General features: G+C 43.0%; 21 protein-coding genes and 2 pseudogenes. 10 read left to right on the forward strand and 13 right to left on the reverse strand.

Features of this window, described 5'->3' with window-relative positions; translation table 11 throughout:
- Window positions 1–329: 329 nt before the first annotated feature.
- Both ACZ2GZ_RS15695 and ACZ2GZ_RS15700 read right to left on the reverse strand, forming a co-directional pair.
- Entirely contained in the window at window positions 330–554 is a 225-nt protein-coding gene (locus ACZ2GZ_RS15695; protein WP_470295644.1) for a DUF3006 domain-containing protein, read from the reverse strand.
- Window positions 551–1,393, reverse strand: coding sequence for a ComEC/Rec2 family competence protein (locus tag ACZ2GZ_RS15700; protein ID WP_131472583.1), 843 nt, complete (start codon window positions 1,391–1,393; stop codon window positions 551–553). Before ACZ2GZ_RS15700 ends, ACZ2GZ_RS15695 begins: the two co-directional genes overlap by 4 nt.
- Before the next feature lie 143 nt (window positions 1,394–1,536).
- Here ACZ2GZ_RS15700 and ACZ2GZ_RS15705 point away from each other — a divergent pair, with 143 nt between their 5' ends.
- The 3 genes from ACZ2GZ_RS15705 to ACZ2GZ_RS15715 all read left to right on the forward strand — a co-directional run bounded on the left by ACZ2GZ_RS15705 (window position 1,537) and on the right by ACZ2GZ_RS15715 (window position 3,321).
- Entirely contained in the window at window positions 1,537–1,818 is a 282-nt protein-coding gene (locus ACZ2GZ_RS15705; protein ID WP_029596479.1) for a hypothetical protein, read from the forward strand.
- 124 nt (window positions 1,819–1,942) lie between these two features.
- Window positions 1,943–2,323, forward strand: coding sequence for a hypothetical protein (locus tag ACZ2GZ_RS15710; protein WP_029596478.1), 381 nt, complete (start codon window positions 1,943–1,945; stop codon window positions 2,321–2,323).
- 56 nt (window positions 2,324–2,379) lie between these two features.
- Window positions 2,380–3,321 (forward strand): DNA/RNA non-specific endonuclease, encoded by a 942-nt coding sequence (locus tag ACZ2GZ_RS15715; RefSeq protein ID WP_470295645.1) that lies wholly within the window; start codon window positions 2,380–2,382, stop codon window positions 3,319–3,321.
- Window positions 3,322–3,598: 277 nt separating this feature from the next.
- On the opposite strand, the gene ACZ2GZ_RS15720 is transcribed toward ACZ2GZ_RS15715, so the two are convergent.
- Window positions 3,599–3,733, reverse strand: coding sequence for a hypothetical protein (locus ACZ2GZ_RS15720; protein WP_255418329.1), 135 nt, complete (start codon window positions 3,731–3,733; stop codon window positions 3,599–3,601).
- A gap of 100 nt (window positions 3,734–3,833) precedes the next feature.
- On the opposite strand from ACZ2GZ_RS15720, the gene ACZ2GZ_RS15725 reads away from it, so the two are divergent.
- Window positions 3,834–4,953, forward strand: a protein-coding gene (locus tag ACZ2GZ_RS15725) for an IS3 family transposase (RefSeq protein ID WP_131472581.1) whose coding sequence is annotated in 2 segments (ribosomal slippage) — window positions 3,834–4,102 and window positions 4,101–4,953 — 1,122 coding nt in all. Because the reading frame shifts where the segments join, the coding sequence is not laid out codon by codon here.
- A gap of 185 nt (window positions 4,954–5,138) precedes the next feature.
- Here the strand turns inward: ACZ2GZ_RS15725 and ACZ2GZ_RS15730 are convergent.
- A pseudogene (locus ACZ2GZ_RS15730) lies at window positions 5,139–5,618 on the reverse strand (IS30 family transposase); the annotation flags it as partial.
- 286 nt (window positions 5,619–5,904) lie between these two features.
- On the opposite strand from ACZ2GZ_RS15730, the gene ACZ2GZ_RS15735 reads away from it, so the two are divergent.
- The 3 genes from ACZ2GZ_RS15735 to ACZ2GZ_RS15745 all read left to right on the forward strand — a co-directional run bounded on the left by ACZ2GZ_RS15735 (window position 5,905) and on the right by ACZ2GZ_RS15745 (window position 10,073).
- On the forward strand, window positions 5,905–8,160 hold the full coding sequence (locus ACZ2GZ_RS15735; protein ID WP_131472579.1) for an ATP-binding cassette domain-containing protein: 2,256 nt from the start codon (window positions 5,905–5,907) through the stop codon (window positions 8,158–8,160).
- A 322-nt stretch (window positions 8,161–8,482) separates the two neighbouring features.
- Window positions 8,483–9,634 (forward strand): alcohol dehydrogenase catalytic domain-containing protein, encoded by a 1,152-nt coding sequence (locus ACZ2GZ_RS15740; protein WP_131472577.1) that lies wholly within the window; start codon window positions 8,483–8,485, stop codon window positions 9,632–9,634.
- A 136-nt stretch (window positions 9,635–9,770) separates the two neighbouring features.
- Window positions 9,771–10,073 carry a putative quinol monooxygenase gene (locus ACZ2GZ_RS15745; protein WP_012655943.1) on the forward strand — a complete coding sequence of 101 codons (303 nt, stop codon included), beginning with the start codon at window positions 9,771–9,773 and terminating at the stop codon, window positions 10,071–10,073.
- A 335-nt stretch (window positions 10,074–10,408) separates the two neighbouring features.
- Here ACZ2GZ_RS15745 and ACZ2GZ_RS15750 read toward each other — a convergent pair whose 3' ends face one another.
- The 6 genes from ACZ2GZ_RS15750 to radC form a co-directional block, all read right to left on the reverse strand.
- Window positions 10,409–11,047, reverse strand: a complete 639-nt coding sequence (locus ACZ2GZ_RS15750; protein ID WP_131472576.1) for a helix-turn-helix domain-containing protein — start codon at window positions 11,045–11,047, stop codon at window positions 10,409–10,411.
- Between the two features lie 172 nt (window positions 11,048–11,219).
- A complete protein-coding gene (locus tag ACZ2GZ_RS15755; RefSeq protein ID WP_131472574.1) occupies window positions 11,220–11,792 on the reverse strand; it encodes a lecithin retinol acyltransferase family protein in 573 nt (190 codons plus the stop codon).
- 519 nt (window positions 11,793–12,311) lie between these two features.
- A complete protein-coding gene (locus ACZ2GZ_RS15760) occupies window positions 12,312–12,920 on the reverse strand; it encodes a hypothetical protein (protein ID WP_114167312.1) in 609 nt (202 codons plus the stop codon).
- 60 nt (window positions 12,921–12,980) lie between these two features.
- On the reverse strand, window positions 12,981–14,420 hold the full coding sequence (locus ACZ2GZ_RS15765; RefSeq protein WP_114167311.1) for a caspase family protein: 1,440 nt from the start codon (window positions 14,418–14,420) through the stop codon (window positions 12,981–12,983).
- A 411-nt stretch (window positions 14,421–14,831) separates the two neighbouring features.
- Window positions 14,832–15,218 carry a hypothetical protein gene (locus tag ACZ2GZ_RS15770; RefSeq protein WP_214758538.1) on the reverse strand — a complete coding sequence of 129 codons (387 nt, stop codon included), beginning with the start codon at window positions 15,216–15,218 and terminating at the stop codon, window positions 14,832–14,834.
- A 752-nt stretch (window positions 15,219–15,970) separates the two neighbouring features.
- Window positions 15,971–16,426, reverse strand: a complete 456-nt coding sequence (gene radC / locus ACZ2GZ_RS15775) for a RadC family protein (protein ID WP_214803672.1) — start codon at window positions 16,424–16,426, stop codon at window positions 15,971–15,973.
- 371 nt (window positions 16,427–16,797) lie between these two features.
- On the opposite strand from radC, the gene ACZ2GZ_RS15780 reads away from it, so the two are divergent.
- Both ACZ2GZ_RS15780 and ACZ2GZ_RS15785 read left to right on the forward strand, forming a co-directional pair.
- On the forward strand, window positions 16,798–17,139 hold the full coding sequence (locus tag ACZ2GZ_RS15780; protein ID WP_029336188.1) for a YolD-like family protein: 342 nt from the start codon (window positions 16,798–16,800) through the stop codon (window positions 17,137–17,139).
- 328 nt (window positions 17,140–17,467) lie between these two features.
- Window positions 17,468–18,829, forward strand: coding sequence for an IS1182 family transposase (locus ACZ2GZ_RS15785; protein WP_470295615.1), 1,362 nt, complete (start codon window positions 17,468–17,470; stop codon window positions 18,827–18,829).
- A gap of 150 nt (window positions 18,830–18,979) precedes the next feature.
- Here ACZ2GZ_RS15785 and ACZ2GZ_RS15790 read toward each other — a convergent pair whose 3' ends face one another.
- Window positions 18,980–19,333 carry a winged helix-turn-helix transcriptional regulator gene (locus ACZ2GZ_RS15790; RefSeq protein WP_101190298.1) on the reverse strand — a complete coding sequence of 118 codons (354 nt, stop codon included), beginning with the start codon at window positions 19,331–19,333 and terminating at the stop codon, window positions 18,980–18,982.
- Between the two features lie 194 nt (window positions 19,334–19,527).
- Here ACZ2GZ_RS15790 and ACZ2GZ_RS15795 point away from each other — a divergent pair.
- A pseudogene (locus tag ACZ2GZ_RS15795) lies at window positions 19,528–20,514 on the forward strand (Gfo/Idh/MocA family protein).
- Window positions 20,515–20,529: 15 nt separating this feature from the next.
- Here the strand turns inward: ACZ2GZ_RS15795 and ACZ2GZ_RS15800 are convergent.
- On the reverse strand, window positions 20,530–21,381 hold the full coding sequence (locus tag ACZ2GZ_RS15800) for a Cof-type HAD-IIB family hydrolase (protein WP_101190296.1): 852 nt from the start codon (window positions 21,379–21,381) through the stop codon (window positions 20,530–20,532).
- 60 nt (window positions 21,382–21,441) lie between these two features.
- Window positions 21,442–22,059 carry a cyclase family protein gene (locus tag ACZ2GZ_RS15805; protein ID WP_101801553.1) on the reverse strand — a complete coding sequence of 206 codons (618 nt, stop codon included), beginning with the start codon at window positions 22,057–22,059 and terminating at the stop codon, window positions 21,442–21,444.
- Window positions 22,060–22,222: the final 163 nt, after the last annotated feature.

Below are 22,222 nucleotides of genomic sequence, written 5' to 3' on the forward strand. Positions count from 1 at the left end.
GTAAATCTGCTATGTTTGTAAGTGTGTGGTTTCTTCGTCAAAGATTGATAAAAATGTGCAGACTACTCCCATTTACTCTGTTTTATGAAAACAGAGCCTTTGAACATATTCAATTAGCCATTGTTCAAAGTGTGGTGGCGTAATCTCCCGGCGTGCATCATTCTTAACAATCCTCCTAGTGAATATTATGCTGTTGACTTTATATCAGTTTTTATTCAATGTCAATCGAGCTTTATATTTAGATAAAAATTATTTGCCGATTTGTCTTTATTAAAAAATACTGATTTGTAAGTTTTAAAAATACAATCATGAATAATTGATACTCGTTTTTAATCTTCCCAAAGCTCATCCATCAACTCATCGATATCACTCGATAATCGTTTGCATTCCTTGGCGTCCACTTCAACTTTCCCATCTTCATAAAACCAAAGCACGTCACCAGGTTGAACCGTGTCTGGAAGTCGTGACTTTGGAATATCCTCCATCACTTCTCCGAATTCGACGACAGCCAAGTCCCCTTCAAATCGATCGATGATACCTCTCCGTCGCTTCATCTTGATTTCTTTACGGCATAACTTGAACCGTTCCCTGTAATGATGATCGTGCCATTCTTATCTGTGCGAAGCGTGTTCGTTTTTTGACGCTTCAAGTTCGTCACCACTTCGGAAGTCGGATGGCCGTAGCTGTTCTTCCCGACACTGATGATAGCATGCTTCGGTTTGACCGTGTTCAGGAACGTACTGCTTGTCGACGTCTTGGCACCGTGATGTCCCACCTTTAAGACATCTGCACGGAGCGTCTGCTTCTTCGCCATCATGTCCTTCTCAGAAACGTGTTCCGCGTCTCCCGTGAACAAGAACGTGTTCTTCTTGTACGTTACATGAAGGACTGCACTCCAGTTGTTCAAGTCACTGTTCGAGTAGGATTTGACCGGACCCACAAACTTCGCACTGACGCCTTTGATCGGTAGCTTCACGCCGGCCTGTGCCGTTTTGATGGTCTTCCCTTCCCGTTTGACGGCTTGCAGAAAATCTTTGTAAGCCTGGGTCGTGTGCTTCACTTTCGGCGCGTAGACGTTCTCGACACGATAGGCATCTAGGATTTCGTCTAATCCACCAATATGATCCGCATCCGGATGCGTCGAGATCAATACCTCGATATCGTCAACTTTTTGCTTTTTGAGGTAGGCGACGATGGCATCGCCCTTTCCTTTGTTACCCCCGTCGATGATGACGTCCTCACCGCTCGGCATCTTGATGTAGATGGCGTCTCCCTGTCCGACATCGATGTAATGGACTTTAATGCTCGTAGCGGCTGATGCTTCCCCGTATGGTGACACCAATAGCGCTCCACTAAATAGAACGGCACTCCCAATCTTGATCAATTTATTCATCTTCTATCACTCCACTTTAAAATTATTGTAAAATTATCCAACACACCTTTATTATAATCCGCTATTTGTTAAATAGCTTCTAATTCCTGCGGTTGACCACATACATAAATAGGTAAGGTGTGATGATAGGAGGAGTGAGAGAAATGGATTTACGAAAACCAATCGCAATAAACAAGACGTATAAACCGGTCCTGATTTTTAAAGACGGGGTAGAAGTAAAGGAGTGTGTCTCCATTCAGGAAGCTGCACACTATCTGAAGGGATACACGTTATGTACCGCCATGCCGTATCGCCACATTATGAATGGCATTATCCTTGATGAGACCTGGATCCATGAGGGAAGCAGCTATCGGTTCACCACTGATCCTGATGTGAAAAAGGCAAAGCTGGCAGAGATGGAGGCTCAGAACAAAGTCCGTTTTTAAGGAAGGACAGAATTACGAAATCGAACAAGTCTCATGTGCGGCACCTTACATACGCTGTACACGACTTCGTCACTGTTTGTTAAAACCCTACGAGGTACACTTGAACTAAAAAGGGGTTCTCCTCATGCGACTTCAAGAATGGATCCAGCAATATCACGGTACAGAGTTACTGCGCTTTGATCACCTCTGCGAGTACTTAGATGCGACACCGTTTGAAATCAAACACCACCTTGATGGAATCAGTCCTGAGATAACCGGCGTACTGAAGTCAGAAGAGGGTATTGGTGACGACGCGTTCATCACGAAGCTGGAACATCATTTGCTGAATCGATTCAACAAACGAAGAAAAAAAGTGAAAGTCACGATTGAGGTCGAACTGCCATTACCGGAAGAAGCCTACAACTTTTGTCAGCGCGAACGATTTAGAATGATCGAACGCGTCACTCAACATATGGACGAACAAAACGTGAAGGATTGGCGCATCGTAAACATGCGGAGGATATAATTGAACATAGATCGTATTGACTCATCTACATATATACATGCTATAAGGAGAACAAAATGAAATTTACCTACTTAGCCTTGCCTTTGGCCATCCTGCTGATGGCCGGTTGTACCAGTGAAAACACCCCTTCTACAAATGAGAAAGCAGAGGAGCCTGCTACTCAAACAGAAGAAGTCGTCGAGACGACCGAAACGAGCACAGACGACGCAAAGACGGAGACGACTGCAGAAGAACCTGCAACAGCCGAAGAAACGGTCACAAATTCGGATAACAATCAATTCTCCGGCTATAAACTGATCAATGTTGATGGTGGGGACTTGTCCGGGTACCGTGAGGCGAACGTCGTCGTCGATATCGGATATGGAGATCGCGAGTATTGGGCGTTCACGAACGAACATGGTCAATTGATTCGTGTCATCGCCGATCAGATCATCTTGCAGGATGATGATTCGGAGGATGTGACCTCGGATGGCCGTTACTATCATGACGAGGCGAAGGTCTCAGGCGTCGAAAACAGTGATCTCGATGAAGGCCACGTCATCGCTGACTCGCTCGGGGGCGTCTCGAACGCCTACAACATCACACCACAAGATAGCACGCTCAACCGCTACGGGGACCAGGCCTATATGGAGGACGTCATCCGTATGGCCGGCGGCGCGACCGACTTCGAGGCGATCATTACCTATCCGGATACGAAAACTTATATTCCGTCACACTACCAATACACCTATACGGTCAAAGGAAATGTCGTCACCGATTCCTTCGACAACGTTAACCCGGATGAAGTGAATGCAGCACTCGGCCTAACAGAAGGTGAACCGGAACCCGCAGCTGCACCTGAGGCCACAGGCGATGTCTCGAGCGTAGATACGAATGGCAACGGTCAGGTGACGATCCAGGAAGCGAAAGACGCCGGTTTCACGATGCCGATCATGAGCGACCATTGGCTCTACCCCTATATGCGTGATAACGATAATGACGGAATGGTAGGGGAATAAAAATAGAATCATTTTAATACAAGGAAAATTGCAAATAGGAAGGCAGCATTTTTTTCAAGTGCTGCCTTCCTATTTTTTCAGCTATTTTGTTGAATCAGACGATGACTAAGGACTGTTTCGACAAGTACCACCGTCTCAAATGTTGCACAATAGTCAACTTCCTCGAAGTCTGTATGCTCGTCACGGTAACCGATGGATAGATTCACAGACGGAATACCGAATTCCGCAAATACTTTTGCATCACTTGATCCCCCGTTGCGCGTCGCCTTCCAGTCGTTCATTCCGACCAATCGCCCCGCTCTTTCGAACAGTTCTCCATAAGACGCTTCACAAAAATCGAACATGCCTCGACATCCGGTGACAATGTCGCGTGTGCCCCGACGGTCCAACACGATGGTTGCATCCACGTCATGGATAAATTCTTGATCGATGCCACGCGCACCACATAACCCTGTCTCTTTATAATGGACCCAAGATTTCAGACACGAAAAAGGAGATGTTAAGGTAGGTATATGAAACGAAAAAGATATACACCCGAATTCAAAACTCAAGTTGTGTTGGAAATCTTGAAGGAAGAAAAAACAATGAGCCAGATTGCTTCCGAACATGGCATCCATGTGAACCAGCTGCATAAGTGGAAAACACATTTCCTGTCAGAGATGCCACAAGTGTTCAAGAAACAGAACAAGGACCAAGAGAAGATGAGAGCCGACTATGAAGAGAAACTGGAAAATCTCTATGCAGAAGTCGGAAAGTTAACCACGCAGCTGTCGTGGATCAAAAAAAAATCTGGCATCTACCACGATTAGACAGGAACGGGTAGAGATGATGGAATGGGGAAACAGTAAACTTCCTGTTTCCCAACAGGCCGATCTGCTTGGGCTCAATCGTTCCAGCCTTTATTACAGGCCGGTTGCCCCTTCGCCTGAAGAGGTTGCCATCAAGCATAGGATTGATGAGATCTACACCAAATATCCGTTCTACGGGTCACGCAGGATTGCCGAAGTATTGAAAAATGAAGAGGTGAATATCAACCGCAAGAGGGTCCAGCGTCACATGCGCGAGATGGGCATACAGGCTCTCTATCCAGGCCCCAATCTGAGTAAACGCAACCTGCAGCATCGCATTTATCCATACCTACTGAAAGGGGTGAACATTACCCGTCCCAACCAGGCTTGGGGCATTGATATCACGTATATCCGCCTGCAGGATAGCTGGATGTATTTGGCAGCCATCATCGATTGGCACTCCCGGTATATCATCAGCTGGGAACTGGACCAGACACTGGAAATAGGTTTTGTCCTGGATGCCGTCCGGCGGGCTTTCACGATCGGGCAGCCGGACATCTTCAACAGTGACCAGGGTAGCCACTTCACCAGTTCCAAATATATCCACCTCCTGAAGGAACAGCCTGCCGTCCAAATCAGCATGGACAGCAAGGGTCGGGCACTGGATAACATCATGATCGAACGTTTCTGGCGGAGCCTCAAGTACGAAGAGGTCTATCTGAAGGACTACGGGACACCAAGAGAAGCGAGACAGAACATCCGTGACTACATGGAATTCTATAACTGGGAACGTCCCCACCAGTCATTGGGTTATAGGACACCGGCATCCATCTATTTTCAGTAGGTTACTGTCCTTGCCATCTCGGAGCAATTATCTTTCCCATCCCAGGACCTGTCAAGGGAAAATACGCCCTTGACAGAACCTGGCATAGGAAAGGCTGGGTCTGCAAGATGGGACAAGGACAAGAAGAATGACTGTTTTCACCTTATTATTATAAAATTAGTGTTTTGACAATGGGATCCACTTTAGAACGCTTTATCAAAGTCAGGAAATTCAACTGTTCTTTCTGAAATGTGACGTTTGAAAGTCTGACGACCTCTTTTCTCATGATGACTGTTAGGTTTTCTTTTCCCTTTCATCGGAAGTGAGTGAACAGGAAGAATATCTTCTCTGAACATTCTGTACAGAATTTTAACAGAACAGCTGATAGATTCTTCATTTCTGCCTATGATGGTGTCAGGTGTCCAGCCGTCGGCTATCCTTTTTTGAATATAACTGATCTGATGCTTAGGAAGGACGATTCTACGTCTTCTGCAAAGAGATTTTCTTTTCTTATCGTTCTGATAGAATTCCAGTACAGATATACCTGCTTTGAGTGCATTAATTACATTATAGACGATCTCTCTTTAACGCTTAATTCTCCGGCAGATCTCACTGACCGAAATTTTCTGGTGGTAATATAATTCTATGGACGCAAGTTCATCCGTGGTAAGGTGTGTATAGGCCATTTGTGCTAACTCCTTAATGTTTTCTTTGGTCGGAAATACATATTAAGTTTAGCACAGAAGGCTTTTTTAGTTGTCTAGCTTAATTTTACAATCTGCGTACATTTAAATTTTTTAAAGCACACCGTAGGTGGCTAACTTGATTATAGAATTTCCCTAAATTTTTTAATAGAATATAATCGGAAATTCAGCTAAAAATTTGGAACTTTAAAATTGATACTTATAAACTTATTTCTCGTTAAAAAGGTAAAAAATATAAATATATTTAATTATGGAGAGGAAGTTTGGGATGAAAAATATCATCATCAAAGGTGCACGACAAAATAATTTAAAAAATGTTTCGTTAAGTCTTCCAAAGCATCAATTGACCGTTTTTACAGGAAAATCAGGATCTGGAAAATCTTCATTAGTATTTAGTACGATTGCAGCTGAATCTGAGCGTCTACTCAATGAAACTTATTCTACATATATACAGAATCAATTAACTCATTATGAGAAACCTGATGTAGATTCCATTCAAAATCTTCCTGTTTCAATGGTCATTGGTCAGAAAAGACTTGGTGGTAACTCGCGCTCTACAGTAGGTACAATTTCCGACATTTATTCTGCTGTTCGTCTACTATGGTCTCGTATTGGTCAACCATTTGTCGGATATTCAAATGAATTTTCATTCAATAATTCGGCAGGAATGTGTGAGAGATGCCAAGGCTTAGGATATGTCGAGGAAATTGATATCGATGAATTGCTGGATTATGACAAATCTTTAAACGAACATGGAATTAATTTTCCTACATTCGGACCAGATCACTGGCGTGGTAAAAGCTATACGCATTCGGGTCTATTTGATAATGATAAGAAGCTGAAAGAGTATTCGAAGGAAGAGATGCATCAATTACTTTATTTAGAGCCGACCAAACTGACCAATCCTCCTGAAGAATGGCCCCGTACTGCAAAATATGAAGGGGTCGTCTATCGATTCAGGCGACTGTTTATTATTAATGATGGCTATGAAAAAAGCAGGTGGCCGGATGAATATGAGCGTGTTGTAACGACAATGGTTTGTCCTAACTGTCACGGAAAACGTTTAAATCAACGTATTTTAAGCTGCAAAATTAACGGTGCAGATATTGCTGATTTTACAAATCAAAGTATCGTAGAAAATATCCTGTTTTTAGACTATCTTACTGATAAAACAGCTGCATATATTGTAAAGCCGCTTAAACAGCAACTTCAATCTCTAGTTGATATTGGACTTGGTTATTTGACACTTGGTCGAGAAACACCTACATTATCAGGTGGTGAATCTCAGCGTATTAAGCTTATTCGTCATTTAAGTAGCCCACTGACCGATCTCGTATACATTATCGATGAACCGAGTGTTGGACTGCATCCTGAAGATATTGAAAATATCAATCGCATAATTATGTCTATTCGGGATAAAGGAAATACAGTTATTGTGGTTGAACACGATCCTGATATTATTAAGATTGCAGATCACATTGTTGACGTAGGACCAGGTGCCGGTAAAAATGGGGGTAGAATTACATTTGAAGGAACATACGATCAACTTCTCGACTCCCACACTGCGACTGGACAAGAACTCAAAGAAAAACATCAACTAAAAGTTCCAAGGTCATCTCAAGAAATGATTCATATCGGTCCAGTTACAAAAAATAACGTCAAAAATGTTGAAGTGTATCTCCCTAAAAATGCTATTTCTGTTATTACAGGGGTTGCTGGTTCTGGTAAGAGTACGCTCATAAAAACTGGGTTTAAACAGATTAAAAATGTTATATTCATCGATCAAAAAGCTATTAATGTTTCAAATCGTTCAAATATATTAACTTATACCAATACATTTGATGAATTACGAGCATTTTTCAGTAAGGAGACAGGGCTAAAGAAAAGTATGTTCAGCTATAATTCTGAAGGTGCTTGTCCAAACTGTAAAGGAAAAGGAATTCTTAAAACAGAACTTGCGTTTATGCCTGATTTTTCACAAGTTTGTGAAGTATGTCATGGAACACGTTATAGACAGGAAGTTCTAGATGCTAAAGTAGATGGTTACTCTATTGCAGATGTCTTACAATTAACGGTGGAAGAAGGAATAAATTACTTCAATACACATCATAAAATTCTGGAGATATTAAAATCCCTCGCTGCCACTGGTCTAGGCTATATGACACTTGGACAATCATTGGACACACTTTCAGGTGGAGAAATTCAACGTGTAAAGCTCAGTGAGTATTTAATCAATCAAGTGACTGACCACATCTTTATTTTTGATGAACCAACAACAGGGTTACATGAAAGGGATATCCATGTGCTGATCGAATTATTTAATCAATTAGTGGATGAAGGTAATACCGTCGTTCTAATCGAGCATAACTTGTCAATGATGACAGAATCAGACTGGTTAATTGATATGGGACCAGCTGCTGGTCAACAAGGAGGAAGATTATTATACAGTGGTTACCCAGAAGGTGTCCTTAGCATACAAGATAGCGTAACTGGGAAACATTTATCTAATTACATTCAAAAATAAGAGGAGTGTATTTAGTGGTGAAAAAAGTAAGATATTTTTAGTGATGGTAGAGTAAAAGCAAGTATATGTAATAAGAAGATATACTAAGCTGATACTTCATTTGGGCAATATGAGCCCCTATCCTTAATAAAGATAGTGAATTAATAGGTATTCACATAGCTGATAAATCTTTCGATAATTAAGAAGTAAAATTAAATAAATAGTTTGTTGAATATTTAATCTTGTGTAAAGGTAATAATATATGTATAAAGGTTTTATCATTTAAAATTAGGGGTATTAATAATGTGTTATACAGATATTATATAATAAAGGAGTAATGTGTATGAAGGCTGTAACATTTCAAGGTAAAAAGAAAATGAAAGTAAAAAAAGTTGCAGATCCAAAGATTATTGAACCAACTGACGCAATTATTAAGATTACTGCTTCAGGTATTTGTGGATCAGATTTACATTTATATCATCAAGGCGATATGTTTATGGATAAAGATTTTGTTATCGGACATGAACCAATGGGGATTGTTGAAGAAGTTGGTAAAGAAGTTAAGAATCTAAAAAAAGGTGATCGTGTCGTTATTCCTTTTAATATTGGTTGTGGCGATTGTTTTTACTGTAATAACCAAATGGAATCACAATGTGATCAATCTAATGAAGAACCTGCAAACTGGAAGATGGATAACGGTGCGTTATTTGGATTTGGAAAAATGCATGGGAATTTTTGGGGTGGTCAAGCTGAATATTTAAGAGTTCCATATGCTGATTTTTCTTCTTTTGTTGTGCCAGATAGTGATTTAAAAGATGAACAAGTATTATTTTTATCTGATGTAGTACCTACAGCTTATTGGAGTGTCGAACATGCAGGTGTGAAGGCTGGGGATACTGTTATTGTATTAGGATGTGGTCCTATAGGTTTAATGGCACAAAAATTTGCGAAACTAAAAGGTGCCGAACGTGTTATAGCAATCGATAATGTCGAACATAGACTAGAGCATGCTAAAAAATACAATGGTGTTGAAGTTTATAATTTCGATAAAGAAAAAGAAATTGGTAAGTTATTGAAAGAAAAAACTAGTGGTGGTGCTGATGTAGTTATTGACTGTGTTGGTTTTGATGGCGCACAATCAAGTCCAGAACCAAAACTTTCAAAAACATCTCAACAAAGAGGAACAATTAGTCCGATTATTACAGCCGCTGAATCAGTCCGTAAATTTGGTACAATTCAACTGACTGGAATTTATGGTACACCAGCTGATAACTTTCCACTTGATTTAATATTTAATAGAAATGTTCGTTTAACAACTGGTCAGGCACCAGTTATTCATTTAATGCCTAAATTATATGAAATGATTAAAGATGAAGTATTTGATCCTACTGAAATTATCACACATACTTTTCCTTTAGAAAAAGCCGATGAGGCTTATAAAGTATTTGATGAAAAACGAGATAATAATATTAAAGTCGTATTTAAACCGGAGTAATTATTCATAAAATTAAACGTTTAAGTAGTTTGATATAACTGAACAATATATTTTTAATGTGTATATATTAAAGGTAAAATAGAATTATAGTTCTCACATATGGATGAAATTTCTAATTTGAGGAGGAGATAGAAAAATGGTTAATGTAGCGCTATTGGTTCGACTTGAAGCAAAACCTGGAAAAGAAGCGGAAGTTGAAAGCTTCCTACGTGGGGCCCTACCTGTGGTTCAGGAGGAGTCAGAAACGATTGCATGGTTTGCAATCCGACTTGGACCTACGACATTCGGAATCTTTGACGCATTCCCGGACGACACAGGTCGTCAAGCACACCTTTCTGGTCAAGTGGCTGCGGCATTGATGGAGAAAGCTCCTGAACTTTTCGTAGAGCCACCAGTGATTGAAAATATTGATGTCCTTGCTTCCAAGCTTCCTAAATAAAGTCATATTATCGTTGCCATCTCGGAGCAATTATCTTTCCCATCCCAGGCCCTGTCAAGGGAAAATACGCCCTTGACAGAACCTGGCATAGGAAAGGCTGGGTCTGCAAGATGGGACAAGGACAAGAAGAATGACTGTTTTCACCTTATTATTATAAAATTAGTGTCTTGACAATGGGGTCCACTTTAGTCACCACTCTGTGTCGTGCTGACGATTTTCTTAAGAGTGAAGTCTAATCTTTAGAAATATAGGTGCAATCTTTCATTTAATACAACAACAATTGCAAAAGGTGTATTCTCAATGTTAAAGAGAGTACACCTTTTCATTAGAAGCGTCTAAATCTTGAATTTATTTACACTAGATTCATTTGTATATTTTCCGGACTTTGCATTCATACGAACGTGTTCAATCAATGCCTGCATGATTTGATCTTCTTTGATATCAAAACCCTTGTGAAATGGCACCCGCTCTTCTTCAAATAAGAACGCATCAACCAAATAAAGGACACGTGGTTTTTTTCGTGGGGCACTGTTCTTAAGACACCTTTCCCAAACCAGCTGTTCAAATTCTTTTGAATAACGTCTATGCGCGACCGCGTTCCGCACCATCCTACGACTGATCTCAAAATCGCCTTCCCACAGCCAGCGGCCGGCCACTTGATGCCACATTTCAATCCGCCCCTGCTCTTTGATTGCTTCCACGTCGATTTCGACGTGATATGGGGCCACGTCCTCACTCTTGACGACCTCCCGAGCATCTCCTGTCACCGACTTTGGATACATCTCCCATCCTTCAGGCATCCGTTTTTTGATGAACTGCTCGAGAGCCTCCTCGCTGATTCGATAGCCTTTTTTACGGGACTCGAGCGGTTCCGCCTGTATCACGCCTTTTCGTACCCAGTTCCGGACGGTTTCCTTGTGGGTCGTGAGCTTGGTCTTCGATAGAATCTCAAATGCTTCATCAATTGTATACATGACGGACCTCCTTTTAACACAATGATGTTCTCATTAAATAATACCATGTTCATTGTATTAAAAGCGAGAGAAATCCTTCATAAAACGAATACACTCGATTCATAGGTAGATGATCACTCCATAACCCTATGTTATCTATCTATCGATGTAGTCGATTGAAGATTTGGCCATCCTAATTTAAATACCACTTCCAGCGAACCCAAACAATGTTAGATTCCTCTACACTCAAGAATTTTGAAAACTCTTCTTTGACCATAAACAAAAAATTACAATCATTTTCAAGGTTCCCTATGATACAGCCTGCTACAAATTGATGACAGTTATCATCAAGAAGATTGTATTTTCTTCTTTCTGACAGATTTTTAAACGCTTCTTTTGCTATGTTTTCATCTCCTAATGGCCACATTGCATGCTTCATTACTGGAATAAAAATGTCTTTATCTGTACTAAGGATGTTACCAGTGAATTCTTTCAGACTAACTTTTTTAATTTCTCCTTTTCGATTTAAGTCGATAACATTTTTATTTCCTATGTATACACCCGAATGTTCTGCTGTACCTAATTGGCAATAAATCAATGCACCAATAGCAGGCTCTTGCATAAAATTGTATGATTTATTCAAAAGTGAGGAATGCCTATGAATTGAAGTTTTTTCTCGTGCCCATAACATGGGAGTAACGATATTTTTTAGTACTTTTTTGTTAGATGGCGTGACTTTAATTTTGTCTAAAAATCTATTTTTCAACTGTATATCTCCAATCTTTTTTTCTTTGTATCAAATATCATTCAAAAATTAAGATGTCGAATTCTTTACAAAATAAAAGTATAAAGATAAAAAACTAAGATTAATTAACAGGAAAAATTATACTATATTTTTATCGTATTACCTATGAATAAAATTGTAAGGGGATTATTATCATTTGTTAATTTGGTAGATGAATGACTTTATTCTCCGATACTGGTATAGCCAACAGATGATTCGCCACCATTTCACGTTTTGTGAAGTTGTTCGTAATAGATATTCGTTTTGCCTCTTTCATGTCGAGAGACAGGAGTGTCCTGCTTAAACACTTTTGGAATAGTGGGTAAAACGAGTATGTATACGTTTCGACATCGAAATATATACATGCTCGTTTAAGATGGTCTGATTCATTCTTTCATGGCCTGTTCGATTAAAAAGATTGATATCTTTCACGTTTAAAAATCTAGACATCTTGACCATTGATCAAGAGGTGTCAGGACATCAGTTGTTTCATGACCATGCTTATGATGGAACCAAACCGATCTCGGTCAACAACCGGAAGCCTAGGATACGAGCAGACAGATAAGCGATCAGTGCGTCCTCCGCACTGAATAGACGGTCTCTCGATTCGTCTTGGTTCACCTCATGTTTCGACATGTTGTACAAACGTACGAATACAAGTAGGCTCTGAATCGTCTTTTCATCTATCGTTCGTAGCTTGGCGATTTGATGGACCGCTTTTCCTAAGGTGGACTGGGAGTGTCGAAGCGACCCGAGCTTTTGCGATCGCATCAAATATTGACGTGTCACGGCCTCCAGGTGCATGCCTGCATATTGAACGATGTATCGCGCCCCATGCGCTACGTCCCGCTCTAGTTCGCTCGCCGCATACTGCAACGGCCTATATAAAGTTCGTTCCATTCCGCCGGGAAACGGATTTTGTATCGGGTTTTTAGGAAGCTGGTATCCGCCGATCCCTCCGATTTCCGCGTCCGTCTCCCATAACTGTGCTACGAATTCCGCTTGCCCGTGCATAGGGCATTTAGCCGCAAAGTCATCGACAGCGGTCTGTTGCCCATGGTTCAAAAGTTGTTCATATAGCCAACGTGTGTCCGGTAAGGCATGTTTCATCTGGCCTCTCCGCCTTCTCTGATTTGATGGTCTTTCGCTTACTCATGTACGCGGATCGTATCAATAGTCCAATGAAAAATGTACCGGTTCGTCCACTGACACTATTGACGGATTGACGTTCGAGTAGACGCGGGGCCGCCTACCTTCGATGGTAATCCTCGTGATGGCACCGCGTTCGACAAATAAATGCAATGAGCTCACTTCAGACACAATTGATTTGAATACAAGGACCGCTATGAGGTGTAGTCTGATACATTCCAGGGTGACATGCTGATCAAGCAAATCCGGGATTAACCGATTGGACACCTCATAGTCGGATGGATTCCCGTAAATGAGTGTTTCCGAATGATCCATTCTGACATGTCTTGGAACTTCTTTGTTGAATAGATAGTGATCGATTCTCAGCTTAGCGATTTCATCGGGTTTAATACCATTCACTGTCATTTCACTAAACATATGACTGCCATGTCTGTCTTCACTCGAGACCAGCTTGAGGTTGATTGTTTTTTCACCCCCGACCACTTCCACATTCACCTCGGCCACGCGGACATATTCAGCCGTATCTTCAATCGCGAAAGGTTGCTCAGTTTTCCACATCTGCTTGAGCACCTCCTCGACCCCTCTCGAGTTGTCTTCGGCCTTCAAGATCAAGCTGTATGCCTTGTCAGAACTGTTGTAGCGATAGGAGAAGTAACGTGCGCTCGAACTTCCCAATAGAAACCAGTCTCCAGAATTGTCGATCACCCGTTGTCCACCGTCAAAGAGTGGTGACAAATTCGACTCGGCCTGTCTCGTCTTTACATTCTTGATGATGACAGGTGGACCGGAGAGCGTGCTGTTTAAGACAGGATGTTGATTCTCGAATTCTTTCGAGAGAGCCCGGCTGACGTAAGCATAGAGCGTGTAGATATCAATCTCCCCGCTCAGGTTCGTCGCCCCACCTTCTAGGCCACGGATCAAATGATCTGTGAAGGCTCCATGCCCGTTTCGATCCCAAGCCAACTGATTTTCCGTGCACGCTGCGATGACGAACTTACCGGACCCTTTAATTTCAAGCCCTCTCTCCATCAGATTGTCGATTGATCGCATGAGCGCACCGCTATGACACGTATCAAAAAAGCTCAAGACTGTGCGGGCCTTTGTTTGATCGATATGGTCTCTGACATCGGACATGTTGATGCTGGTGTCACCTATAGCATGAATACCTGCATCATATGGAATGAAATACGCATTGGTTTGACTGAACCCCCCGTGGCCTGCCCAGTAGAGAAATAAGACATCATTTGGAGACGCATCTCCAAAAAAACTATGTAATGCATGGTCTAACATTGACTTGGTGGTCAAATTCCCATATAAAATCTGGACGTCAGATTTACCGAATACGGCGGGCTCTTCTGTCAATAATCGATTGATTTCTCTTACGTCGTTTAACGTATTCGGAAGAGCAGATATCTCATGGTCACGTTGCTCATTGACTGCAATTAATAGAGCTTTGTACAATGTAAATCCCTACCTTCTCATCATTTACATATATTGTATTATACAATGTACACATGCTCCAAACTTGAATAGAAAATCAATCACTCGATTCAGAAGACATGTCGACGCAGACTCTTTCATTCTCAATCCTTATTCTAAGAGCCATTGATAAACAGCTGATTTGAAAAGTAAAGTGCCTCTAGGTAAAAACAAAAAACCATTCGACTGAATGGTTTCCCTCGCTTGTCGATCGACAAGCCCACGTTCTTGCTTTTAGTGTTGTTCTTACGCTCCGTGCCTCCCGTCAGAAAGGGCCAGGAACATAGAGATGCGGCGGTGAACCAGCAGCTCTTGTTATCGGGCCGTCAGGGAGGCAGCGGTGCGATGAGCGACTTCGCCACAAGGCGTTAGACGCTCACGCATGAGCCCGGATCACCATTCCTTCTCCCATGCCCCGTCTTCAGACACGCCCCAATCCTCGAAGCGATACTTGATGAGCCAATGGACATGCATGAGTTCATACTCGAATATACCCTTGGATAGCTCTGAGACGACGAAGCGGACGTCCCCATCCGCCACCACCCATGTCCCATATAGATACACGATCTTGATCGGACGTTCTTCTACATCCAGATAGATCACCATGCGGAAGTAAGGCGAGTTCCGTCCTTCATCGAACCGGACGACCTTCTCGACGCCATGTTGCCTGTCGACGACACGCATCCACTCGGGATGTTCCATCAGTTCCGAGAACACGGTCCGGACGAACGGATCCAATCCTTCGAACGCATAGTCATCAAGCAGCCCCTCGTCCGTCACGCCTCCCCCTTCCGGTTCTCTCTAAAACGATTCCCCGTAAAAAGACAGTTCAGTCCTCATCCATACACTAGTAGAAACGATTCCCATTCAAAAATGTATACGCGTATACATGTATACACGTATACAAATCTACATGTATACATCTAGAAAATTCTTACGGTCGACCATATGTTCGAAGCGTATTGGTGGTGAAAAAAACTGTGCTTCTTGTCAATAACTCCCCTTCTTTCACATCACATAGGATATCCATACTCACAAGTTTAAATTCCCCGTTCTTAACGTTTAACCGATCCGGGAGGCGGCGTAGCAATACCTCCGTCATTTCGTCCATCGTCTGTTGGTCTAGTTGGAATTTATCCATCTGAATCGTCCTCTCCATTTGATAGCCTCATGATATCTCGCATTTACGCAAGCAACATCTCACCTAGTTTCACATAAGCCCTGGTGTTGTTTCAAACAAGCCCTAGGGCTTGTTTAGAAAACATAATCATTTTCAATAAACAAACCGTGTTTTCACTTCTACCATTTCATCAAACAATCTTCTTATGAGACAGACCAAAACAACGTCCAATTTTCACACACGAACCATCTCGTTTTCGTTATACGAAAACGGACCTTTTCCCGGATCCCGCCCCACGGATCCAGGCGAGAGCAACGCGAGTCGCCCATCCCGTCAAAGAAAAACGTACGTTTTTCGTCCGTGCCCTTACCGGACGGACCGGGACCGGTCCCCCGGCCCCACTCCATTCCGTTCAACCCATGTAACCTCGCTGTTTCATGCTGACGTACGACTCGTCCGACCCGAGGATGAGATGGTCGAGCACCGGGATGCCGATGAGGTCCCCCGCTTCATGTAACCGTTCGGAGACGAGGATGTCCTCCCGGCTCGGGGTCGGGTCCCCGCTCGGATGCTGATGACAGACGATGAGGCACGAGGCGTTGTTCAAGATGGCGCATTTGAAGACCTCTCTTGGGTGGACGATGCTCGAGTTGACGCTCCCGACGTGCGCCCGGTGGACACCGATGACCCGGTTCTTCGTGTTGAGCATAATGACAAGGAAAACTTCACGGTCGTCGTCCCCGATGAATGATGACCCGATTTGTCGGGCGCTGTCCGGCGAATGGATGATGGCGTGCTCGAGGGCGACCATTTCCTCGCGAACCTCTTGTTTGATACGGATGACCTCGATGATGGCGGATAGTTCCATGATGGTTTGTCCCCTTTCGGATAATCTGTCCTCAGAACGAACACCGTTGTGCGTCCTGTTGACGGAAACGCAGCGAGCGTCGGGAGACGGTGCAAGGGCGACCGCAGGGAGAGCCTCAAAAAAATGCGTAGAGCGCACATAGGTCCAGGCTTCCGTAGCCAACGAGCGAAAAGCCTCGCTTTGAGCCTAAAGCGAAGGAAGACGGGCCGGAGGGCGCGTCATTTTTTTGACGTCCCTTGCACCGACGACCAGCGAGCTAGAGTACGGAAACAGGACGAACGGATTACCAATCACGAAAAAGGCTGTTCAAGCGAGGTAAATCGGGTATAAAATAAGAACAAACGTTCGTTTTATGGAGAGGGGTAATTATTATGACGATGTATCGCGATCGGGGCGAATTGAAATGGATCCCATTCCTCATGCCCGAGCACAAGGCGCTACTGACGAAATACTATAAAGAGATTCAAAAAATTGAGATGCCAGATATCGATGAACAGGTCCTATCGGTCTATGAGAATGTGCTGAACGACGCGATCTTCAGCGGAGATTTGGTAGAGGTAAAATATGTGGAGAAGCGGGAGATGAAACGATTCAAGGGTTTTGTGCACCGGACGAACTATATGGAGCGGACCGTCGAGCTGGCCAATCAGCGGGACGGGATCATCCATGTGCCGTTCGAGGCAATCATTCACGTGGAACAATCAATGGACTAACGCCCTAGCGGTTGTTCGAAGTCTGCGTCACGAAACGAAGTTTCGCTCCTCGACTTTTCAAAAAAGGAAGAGTAATTATACTCTTCCCAGACTGTAGACAAAACATTGTCTGCAGTCTTTTTTATTTGCCCGACCGGGCACAGCTCGCTTTTCTGGGGGCAAGCAGGGAGCCGCATCGCGACTTTGTCGCTGCTGGGTCTCCCTTTGCTTGCTAATCCCCTGGAAGTCTCGCCGTGCCCGCAGTCGGCCCACGCATCAATCCCTCTTTTCGTACCGTCGTCGCTTTTTTATAATGAGAGATATAGAAACAATTATGGAGGCGAATCGGATGATCAGGAAATCAACAGAATCGGAAACCAATCGGACACAACTGGAGATGGTCACGCTCGACGAGCTTGTGCCAGCAGACCATCTGGTCCGAAAAATCGAGGCGGTGATCGACTTTGAGTTCATCTATCCGCTCGTGGAGGACTTATATTCTGAGGACCGTGGCCGGCCAAGCGTCGACCCTGTCGTTCTGATCAAGATGGCCTTCCTTCAGTACCTGTTCGGTATCCGATCCATGCGACAGACAATTCGTGAGATCGAGACGAACGTCGCATACCGTTGGTTTCTCGGGTTCGGATTCGCGGACAAGGTGCCACATTTCTCGACGTTCGGGAAGAACTATGTGCGTCGGTTCCAGTACACGAGCTTATTCGATGACATCTTCTATCATATCCTTGAACAGGCTGCGGACGCAGGGTTCATCGATCGCGCCGTCCTATTCGTAGACTCGACACACGTCAAAGCGAACGCAAACAAGCGGAAGCTCGTCAAGAAGACCGTCCGGCAAGAGGTGAAACACTATCAGGAACAACTCGATGCCGAGGTCGAGCGTGACCGCGAAGAAAGTGGAAAGAAGCCCTTAGGGCCAAAAAAGAATCAGGCGGAGGAGACGAAGGAAATCAAGGTCAGCACGACAGACCCTGAGAGTGGATATTACGTAAAAGGTGAGCGTGAGAAGCAGTTCGCTTACTCTGTCCATGCGGCGAGCGACGCCCATGGGTTCGTGCTCGGTGCTATCGTCACACCGGGTAACGTGCACGATAGTGTAGCGCTCCCCGATCTGCTCGACAAGGTCTCCGACCGCCTGATTCAACTGTTCGCCGCCGACTCCGCCTATAAAAATCCGGCCATTGCCAAGCTGCTGATTGACCGTGGGATCCTGCCGGTCTTCCCATACACTCGCCCGAAGGGTAAGAAGGGCGCCTTCAAGACCAAGGATTTCATCTACGACGAGCACCGTGACGTCTACATCTGCCCAAACAACGAGTTATTAACGTACAGTACGACGATGCGCGAGGGGAAACGCAAGTACGTCTCGAATCCCGCGGTTTGTGTGAACTGCCCGCTGCTCGAGCAGTGCACGAAGAGCCAGAAGCACCAGCGGATCATCGAGCGACACCTCTGGCAACCCTATATGGACGAGGTCGAAGACCTCCGCCACACGGAATTGAACCGCAACATCTATGACCGTCGTAAACAGACGGTCGAGCGCGTGTTCGCGGACGCAAAAGAGAAGCATGGCATGCGTTGGACTCGTTATCGGGGACTTGAAAAAGTTTCAATGCAGGCGATGCTTACTTTTGCTGCCCTCAATCTCAAGAAGATGGCGGGCTGGGCATGGAAGAACGCCCAGCCCGCCTGAAAAAGGGCGCGGGCAGAGCGCCTAAAGGCCCGAAAACGACAAAATCACGTTTCAGTTCGCCTGAAACGTGACTTTGTCTACAATCTGAGCGGATTTCATTTTACTGAAATCCGCTTTATTTTATTCAGCTATTTTTAAATACCTACTAACTTAGTTGTTTTCTATTTGCTGATCCAAGTTTTGCTCGATGTATTCTTTGCCCCATTCGTACATGGAATCAAGAATTGGAATAAGGCTTCTTCCTTGTTCGGTAAGTGAGTACTCCACTTTCGGCGGAACCACAGGGTATACTTCCCGGTGGACAATCAAATGATCTTCAAGTTCACGCAATTGATTCACGAGCATCCGTTGCGTGATGCCTGGCATAAGACTTTTTAATTCCCCAAAACGTTTAGTTCCTTCTTTTCCTAAATGCCATAGCACTAGCATTTTCCACTTTCCTCCGATGATGGAAAGTGTCAGCTCTTTTTCACAATTAAAAACTTTCTCTCCTAAATTAGGCATCTATTTTCTTTCCTTCCTTGTTATATTTCCATCGTATACTTTTCGATACTATGTGATAAAAAAGTCAGTACTATAATTAATGTAACTTAATAATTATACTAGATATAGAATGGTTAGTAAATTTTTTTAGCATTGGAATAATGTCTTTGCAATTGTGGGCGATAATGCAATAAAAACAGAAAAGAGGATAAAAAATGATACGAATCGGCATAGTGGGTACTAATTGGATTACAGAAAGATTGCTTGAAGCGGCAAAAGAGATTGAGAATTTTAAATTAGCAGCCGTTTATTCCCGAACGTTGGAAAGAGCAGAGGAATTTGCCAGTCAATAAGGAATAACTAAAATTTTTACTGACTTGGAAGAAATGGCAGTCAGCGATGAAATCGATGCGGTTTATATTGCCACACCCAACTCATTCCATGCTGACCAAGTCGTCTTGTTTTTAAAAAACTCCAAACATGTATTATGTGAAAAAACGATGGCTGCCAATGCAGCAGAAGCAGCGAAAATGATTCAAGAAGCGAAAGATCATAATGTGCTGCTTATGGAAGCGATGAAATCTACGTTGCTTCCAAACTTTAAGGCTATTCAAAATAATCTGCACAAAATCGGCCCTATCCGCAGATACTTTGCTAGCTATTGCCAGTACTCATCGCGTTATGATGCATACAAAAAAGGAACAGTATTAAATGTATTTAATCCAAATTTTGCGAACGGTTCATTGATGGATCTGGGCACCTACTGTTTATACCCGCTCATTTTACTGTTCGGCGAGCCAAAAGAAATAAAGGCCACAGGTCTTATCCTGGATTGCGGTATAGATGGCGAAGGAAGTGTCCTATTGAAATATGATGACAAAGATGCGGTTATCATTTATTCAAAAATCACAAATTCCACTTTACCAAGCGAAATCCAAGGGGAAAAAGGAATTATGGTGATTGATAAAATACATTCAGCCGAAAAAGTGGACATTCATTACAACGATGGCACTGTTGAATCAGTGACAGTAGGACAACCTCAGCCCGCTATGTATTATGAAGTGAAAGAGTTTATCGATTTAATCAGCCAAAAGAAAACGGAGTCACTTGTTAATTCGTTTGAAAACTCCTATACCACCATGTGCGTAATGGATAAAGTCCGCCAAGAAATCGGCCTGTCCTATCCAAGTGATTCCAAGTAAACGGTCTTCAATTGATCAGGCCGTCGGAAGCGAATCAGAATTTTTTTCTTCTATATAATTGGAAGTATTCACTGGCTCTAAAATAAACTTTTCTAATACGTGAAGCACCCCTTCTTCATTGTTCGTAAAGGTCGTATAATCAGCCATAGCTTTCACTTCCTTTACGGCATTTCCCATTGCTATACCGAGACCGGCTGTCTCAATAAGTTCGATGTCATTATAGTTGTCACCAATACCGATTATTTCTGAACGGTCTATACCAAGTTTTTTCGCTAAGCATAATAGGGCACTACCTTTGTTTGCCTCGGGATGGGTGATTTCAAGGTAGTGTTTTTTTGATTTTGCGATGTGAGCATACTTGCCGAATAAGGTTTGCAATTCATTTTGTAAGTAATCGAGGACGATTGGTTCTTCGATAAAAAGTAGTTTTGTCACGCCTTTTTGGGCAAGCTTGATGAGATTGGGCTCTATCCGATAGGGCACTTTAACTGCTTCAGAATAAGCAATCAGCTTGTCATTTTCTACGGCACTGTAGAGAATATCATCTTGGTATATTTGTAGATGTAATTTTTTCTCACGAGAAATTTCGATTAACTTTTGTGCAATATCGGGAGGAACAGTGCGCTCATATATTACTTCTTTTTCATTAACATCCTTGATCAATGCACCTTGATAAGTGATGAGCGGTACATTTATACCCAACTGCAGGGCAATGAGTTTCGCAGAGGAAAACATGCGGCCCGTAGCAATCGTAACAATTGTCCCCGCTTCCACCGCTTTTTTAATAGCGGTTACTGTATTTGGTGAAATCATTAAATCGTCTGTGAGCAATGTCCCATCGAGATCGATCGCGACCAATTTATACATAGGCTCTCTCCTTACAATTATGTTTTATCTTTCATGGAAAAATGATTGAAACAGAAAAATTCAACTTAATCCTTCAAACAACAATACTCGCGCAGGTGAAGCCTCCGTACCTACTAATTTCAAAGGCGCGGCAACCATAAAGTATTGTCCTTGCTCCACTTCCTTCAATCTCAGGCCCTCTATGATGATGATGTCATTTGCAAATAAGGTTTTATGCGTCGGATGCCCTTCTTGGCTTCTTTCAATTCCAAGCGCATCTATTCCAACCCCGCGAATCCCTAACTCAGCAAGATAGCTTGCTCCATCTTTTGCCAGATAGACAAAATCAAAATTAAACTTTTCCTCAAACGAGTTTTTCGTTTTTAATAAAATAAAATCTCCTTTTTGAAGCTTGAATCCTTCTAAGTCCGTTTTTGAAATTCCGTTCTTTACTGCCGTCAAATCGAGAACTTGACAAGGCCCTACAAGACTGTCCAGCGAAAGCGATTCGAATGTCTCTCCATCCACATTCATATGAAGCGGCGCATCGATATGCGTTCCGGTGTGCACATCCAGATCCAGCCGCGTTTCCGTAACATAGCCGTTTGTCTGCTGATTGATTTTCGGCTGTTTTTCCGGTTTGTCCTTGTAAACGGTCATGCCTTCATAGATCGCCCCTGTTACATCATACATTTTCATGTAATCCAACCCTCCATTAGTAATATTGTCTTCAATGATACCTTCACCTTCGCATGCCATTTATACAGTTGTCCAATGAAAATACTTTGGTGCAAAAAAGTTCAAGCTTGATAAACAATTAGAAATAAGCTTGAGCTTAAAAAATCTTAAACTCAAGCTTATT

This window comes from Exiguobacterium sp. KKT215 (assembly GCF_055635335.1).

Excerpts from the sequence above, each read along its gene's own strand:
- ACZ2GZ_RS15695 (WP_470295644.1), bottom strand. The coding sequence starts at position 554 with ATGAAGCGACGGAGAGGTATCATCGATCGATTTGAAGGGGACTTGGCT.
- ACZ2GZ_RS15700 (WP_131472583.1), bottom strand. The coding sequence starts at position 1,393 with ATGAATAAATTGATCAAGATTGGGAGTGCCGTTCTATTTAGTGGAGCG.
- ACZ2GZ_RS15705 (WP_029596479.1), top strand. The coding sequence starts at position 1,537 with ATGGATTTACGAAAACCAATCGCAATAAACAAGACGTATAAACCGGTC.
- ACZ2GZ_RS15710 (WP_029596478.1), top strand. The coding sequence starts at position 1,943 with ATGCGACTTCAAGAATGGATCCAGCAATATCACGGTACAGAGTTACTG.
- ACZ2GZ_RS15715 (WP_470295645.1), top strand. The coding sequence starts at position 2,380 with ATGAAATTTACCTACTTAGCCTTGCCTTTGGCCATCCTGCTGATGGCC.
- ACZ2GZ_RS15720 (WP_255418329.1), bottom strand. The coding sequence starts at position 3,733 with ATGACGTGGATGCAACCATCGTGTTGGACCGTCGGGGCACACGCGACA.
- ACZ2GZ_RS15735 (WP_131472579.1), top strand. The coding sequence starts at position 5,905 with ATGAAAAATATCATCATCAAAGGTGCACGACAAAATAATTTAAAAAAT.
- ACZ2GZ_RS15740 (WP_131472577.1), top strand. The coding sequence starts at position 8,483 with ATGAAGGCTGTAACATTTCAAGGTAAAAAGAAAATGAAAGTAAAAAAA.
- ACZ2GZ_RS15745 (WP_012655943.1), top strand. The coding sequence starts at position 9,771 with ATGGTTAATGTAGCGCTATTGGTTCGACTTGAAGCAAAACCTGGAAAA.
- ACZ2GZ_RS15750 (WP_131472576.1), bottom strand. The coding sequence starts at position 11,047 with ATGTATACAATTGATGAAGCATTTGAGATTCTATCGAAGACCAAGCTC.
- ACZ2GZ_RS15760 (WP_114167312.1), bottom strand. The coding sequence starts at position 12,920 with ATGAAACATGCCTTACCGGACACACGTTGGCTATATGAACAACTTTTG.
- radC (WP_214803672.1), bottom strand. The coding sequence starts at position 16,426 with ATGGAACTATCCGCCATCATCGAGGTCATCCGTATCAAACAAGAGGTT.
- ACZ2GZ_RS15780 (WP_029336188.1), top strand. The coding sequence starts at position 16,798 with ATGACGATGTATCGCGATCGGGGCGAATTGAAATGGATCCCATTCCTC.
- ACZ2GZ_RS15785 (WP_470295615.1), top strand. The coding sequence starts at position 17,468 with ATGATCAGGAAATCAACAGAATCGGAAACCAATCGGACACAACTGGAG.
- ACZ2GZ_RS15790 (WP_101190298.1), bottom strand. The coding sequence starts at position 19,333 with ATGCCTAATTTAGGAGAGAAAGTTTTTAATTGTGAAAAAGAGCTGACA.
- ACZ2GZ_RS15800 (WP_101190296.1), bottom strand. The coding sequence starts at position 21,381 with ATGTATAAATTGGTCGCGATCGATCTCGATGGGACATTGCTCACAGAC.
- ACZ2GZ_RS15805 (WP_101801553.1), bottom strand. The coding sequence starts at position 22,059 with ATGAAAATGTATGATGTAACAGGGGCGATCTATGAAGGCATGACCGTT.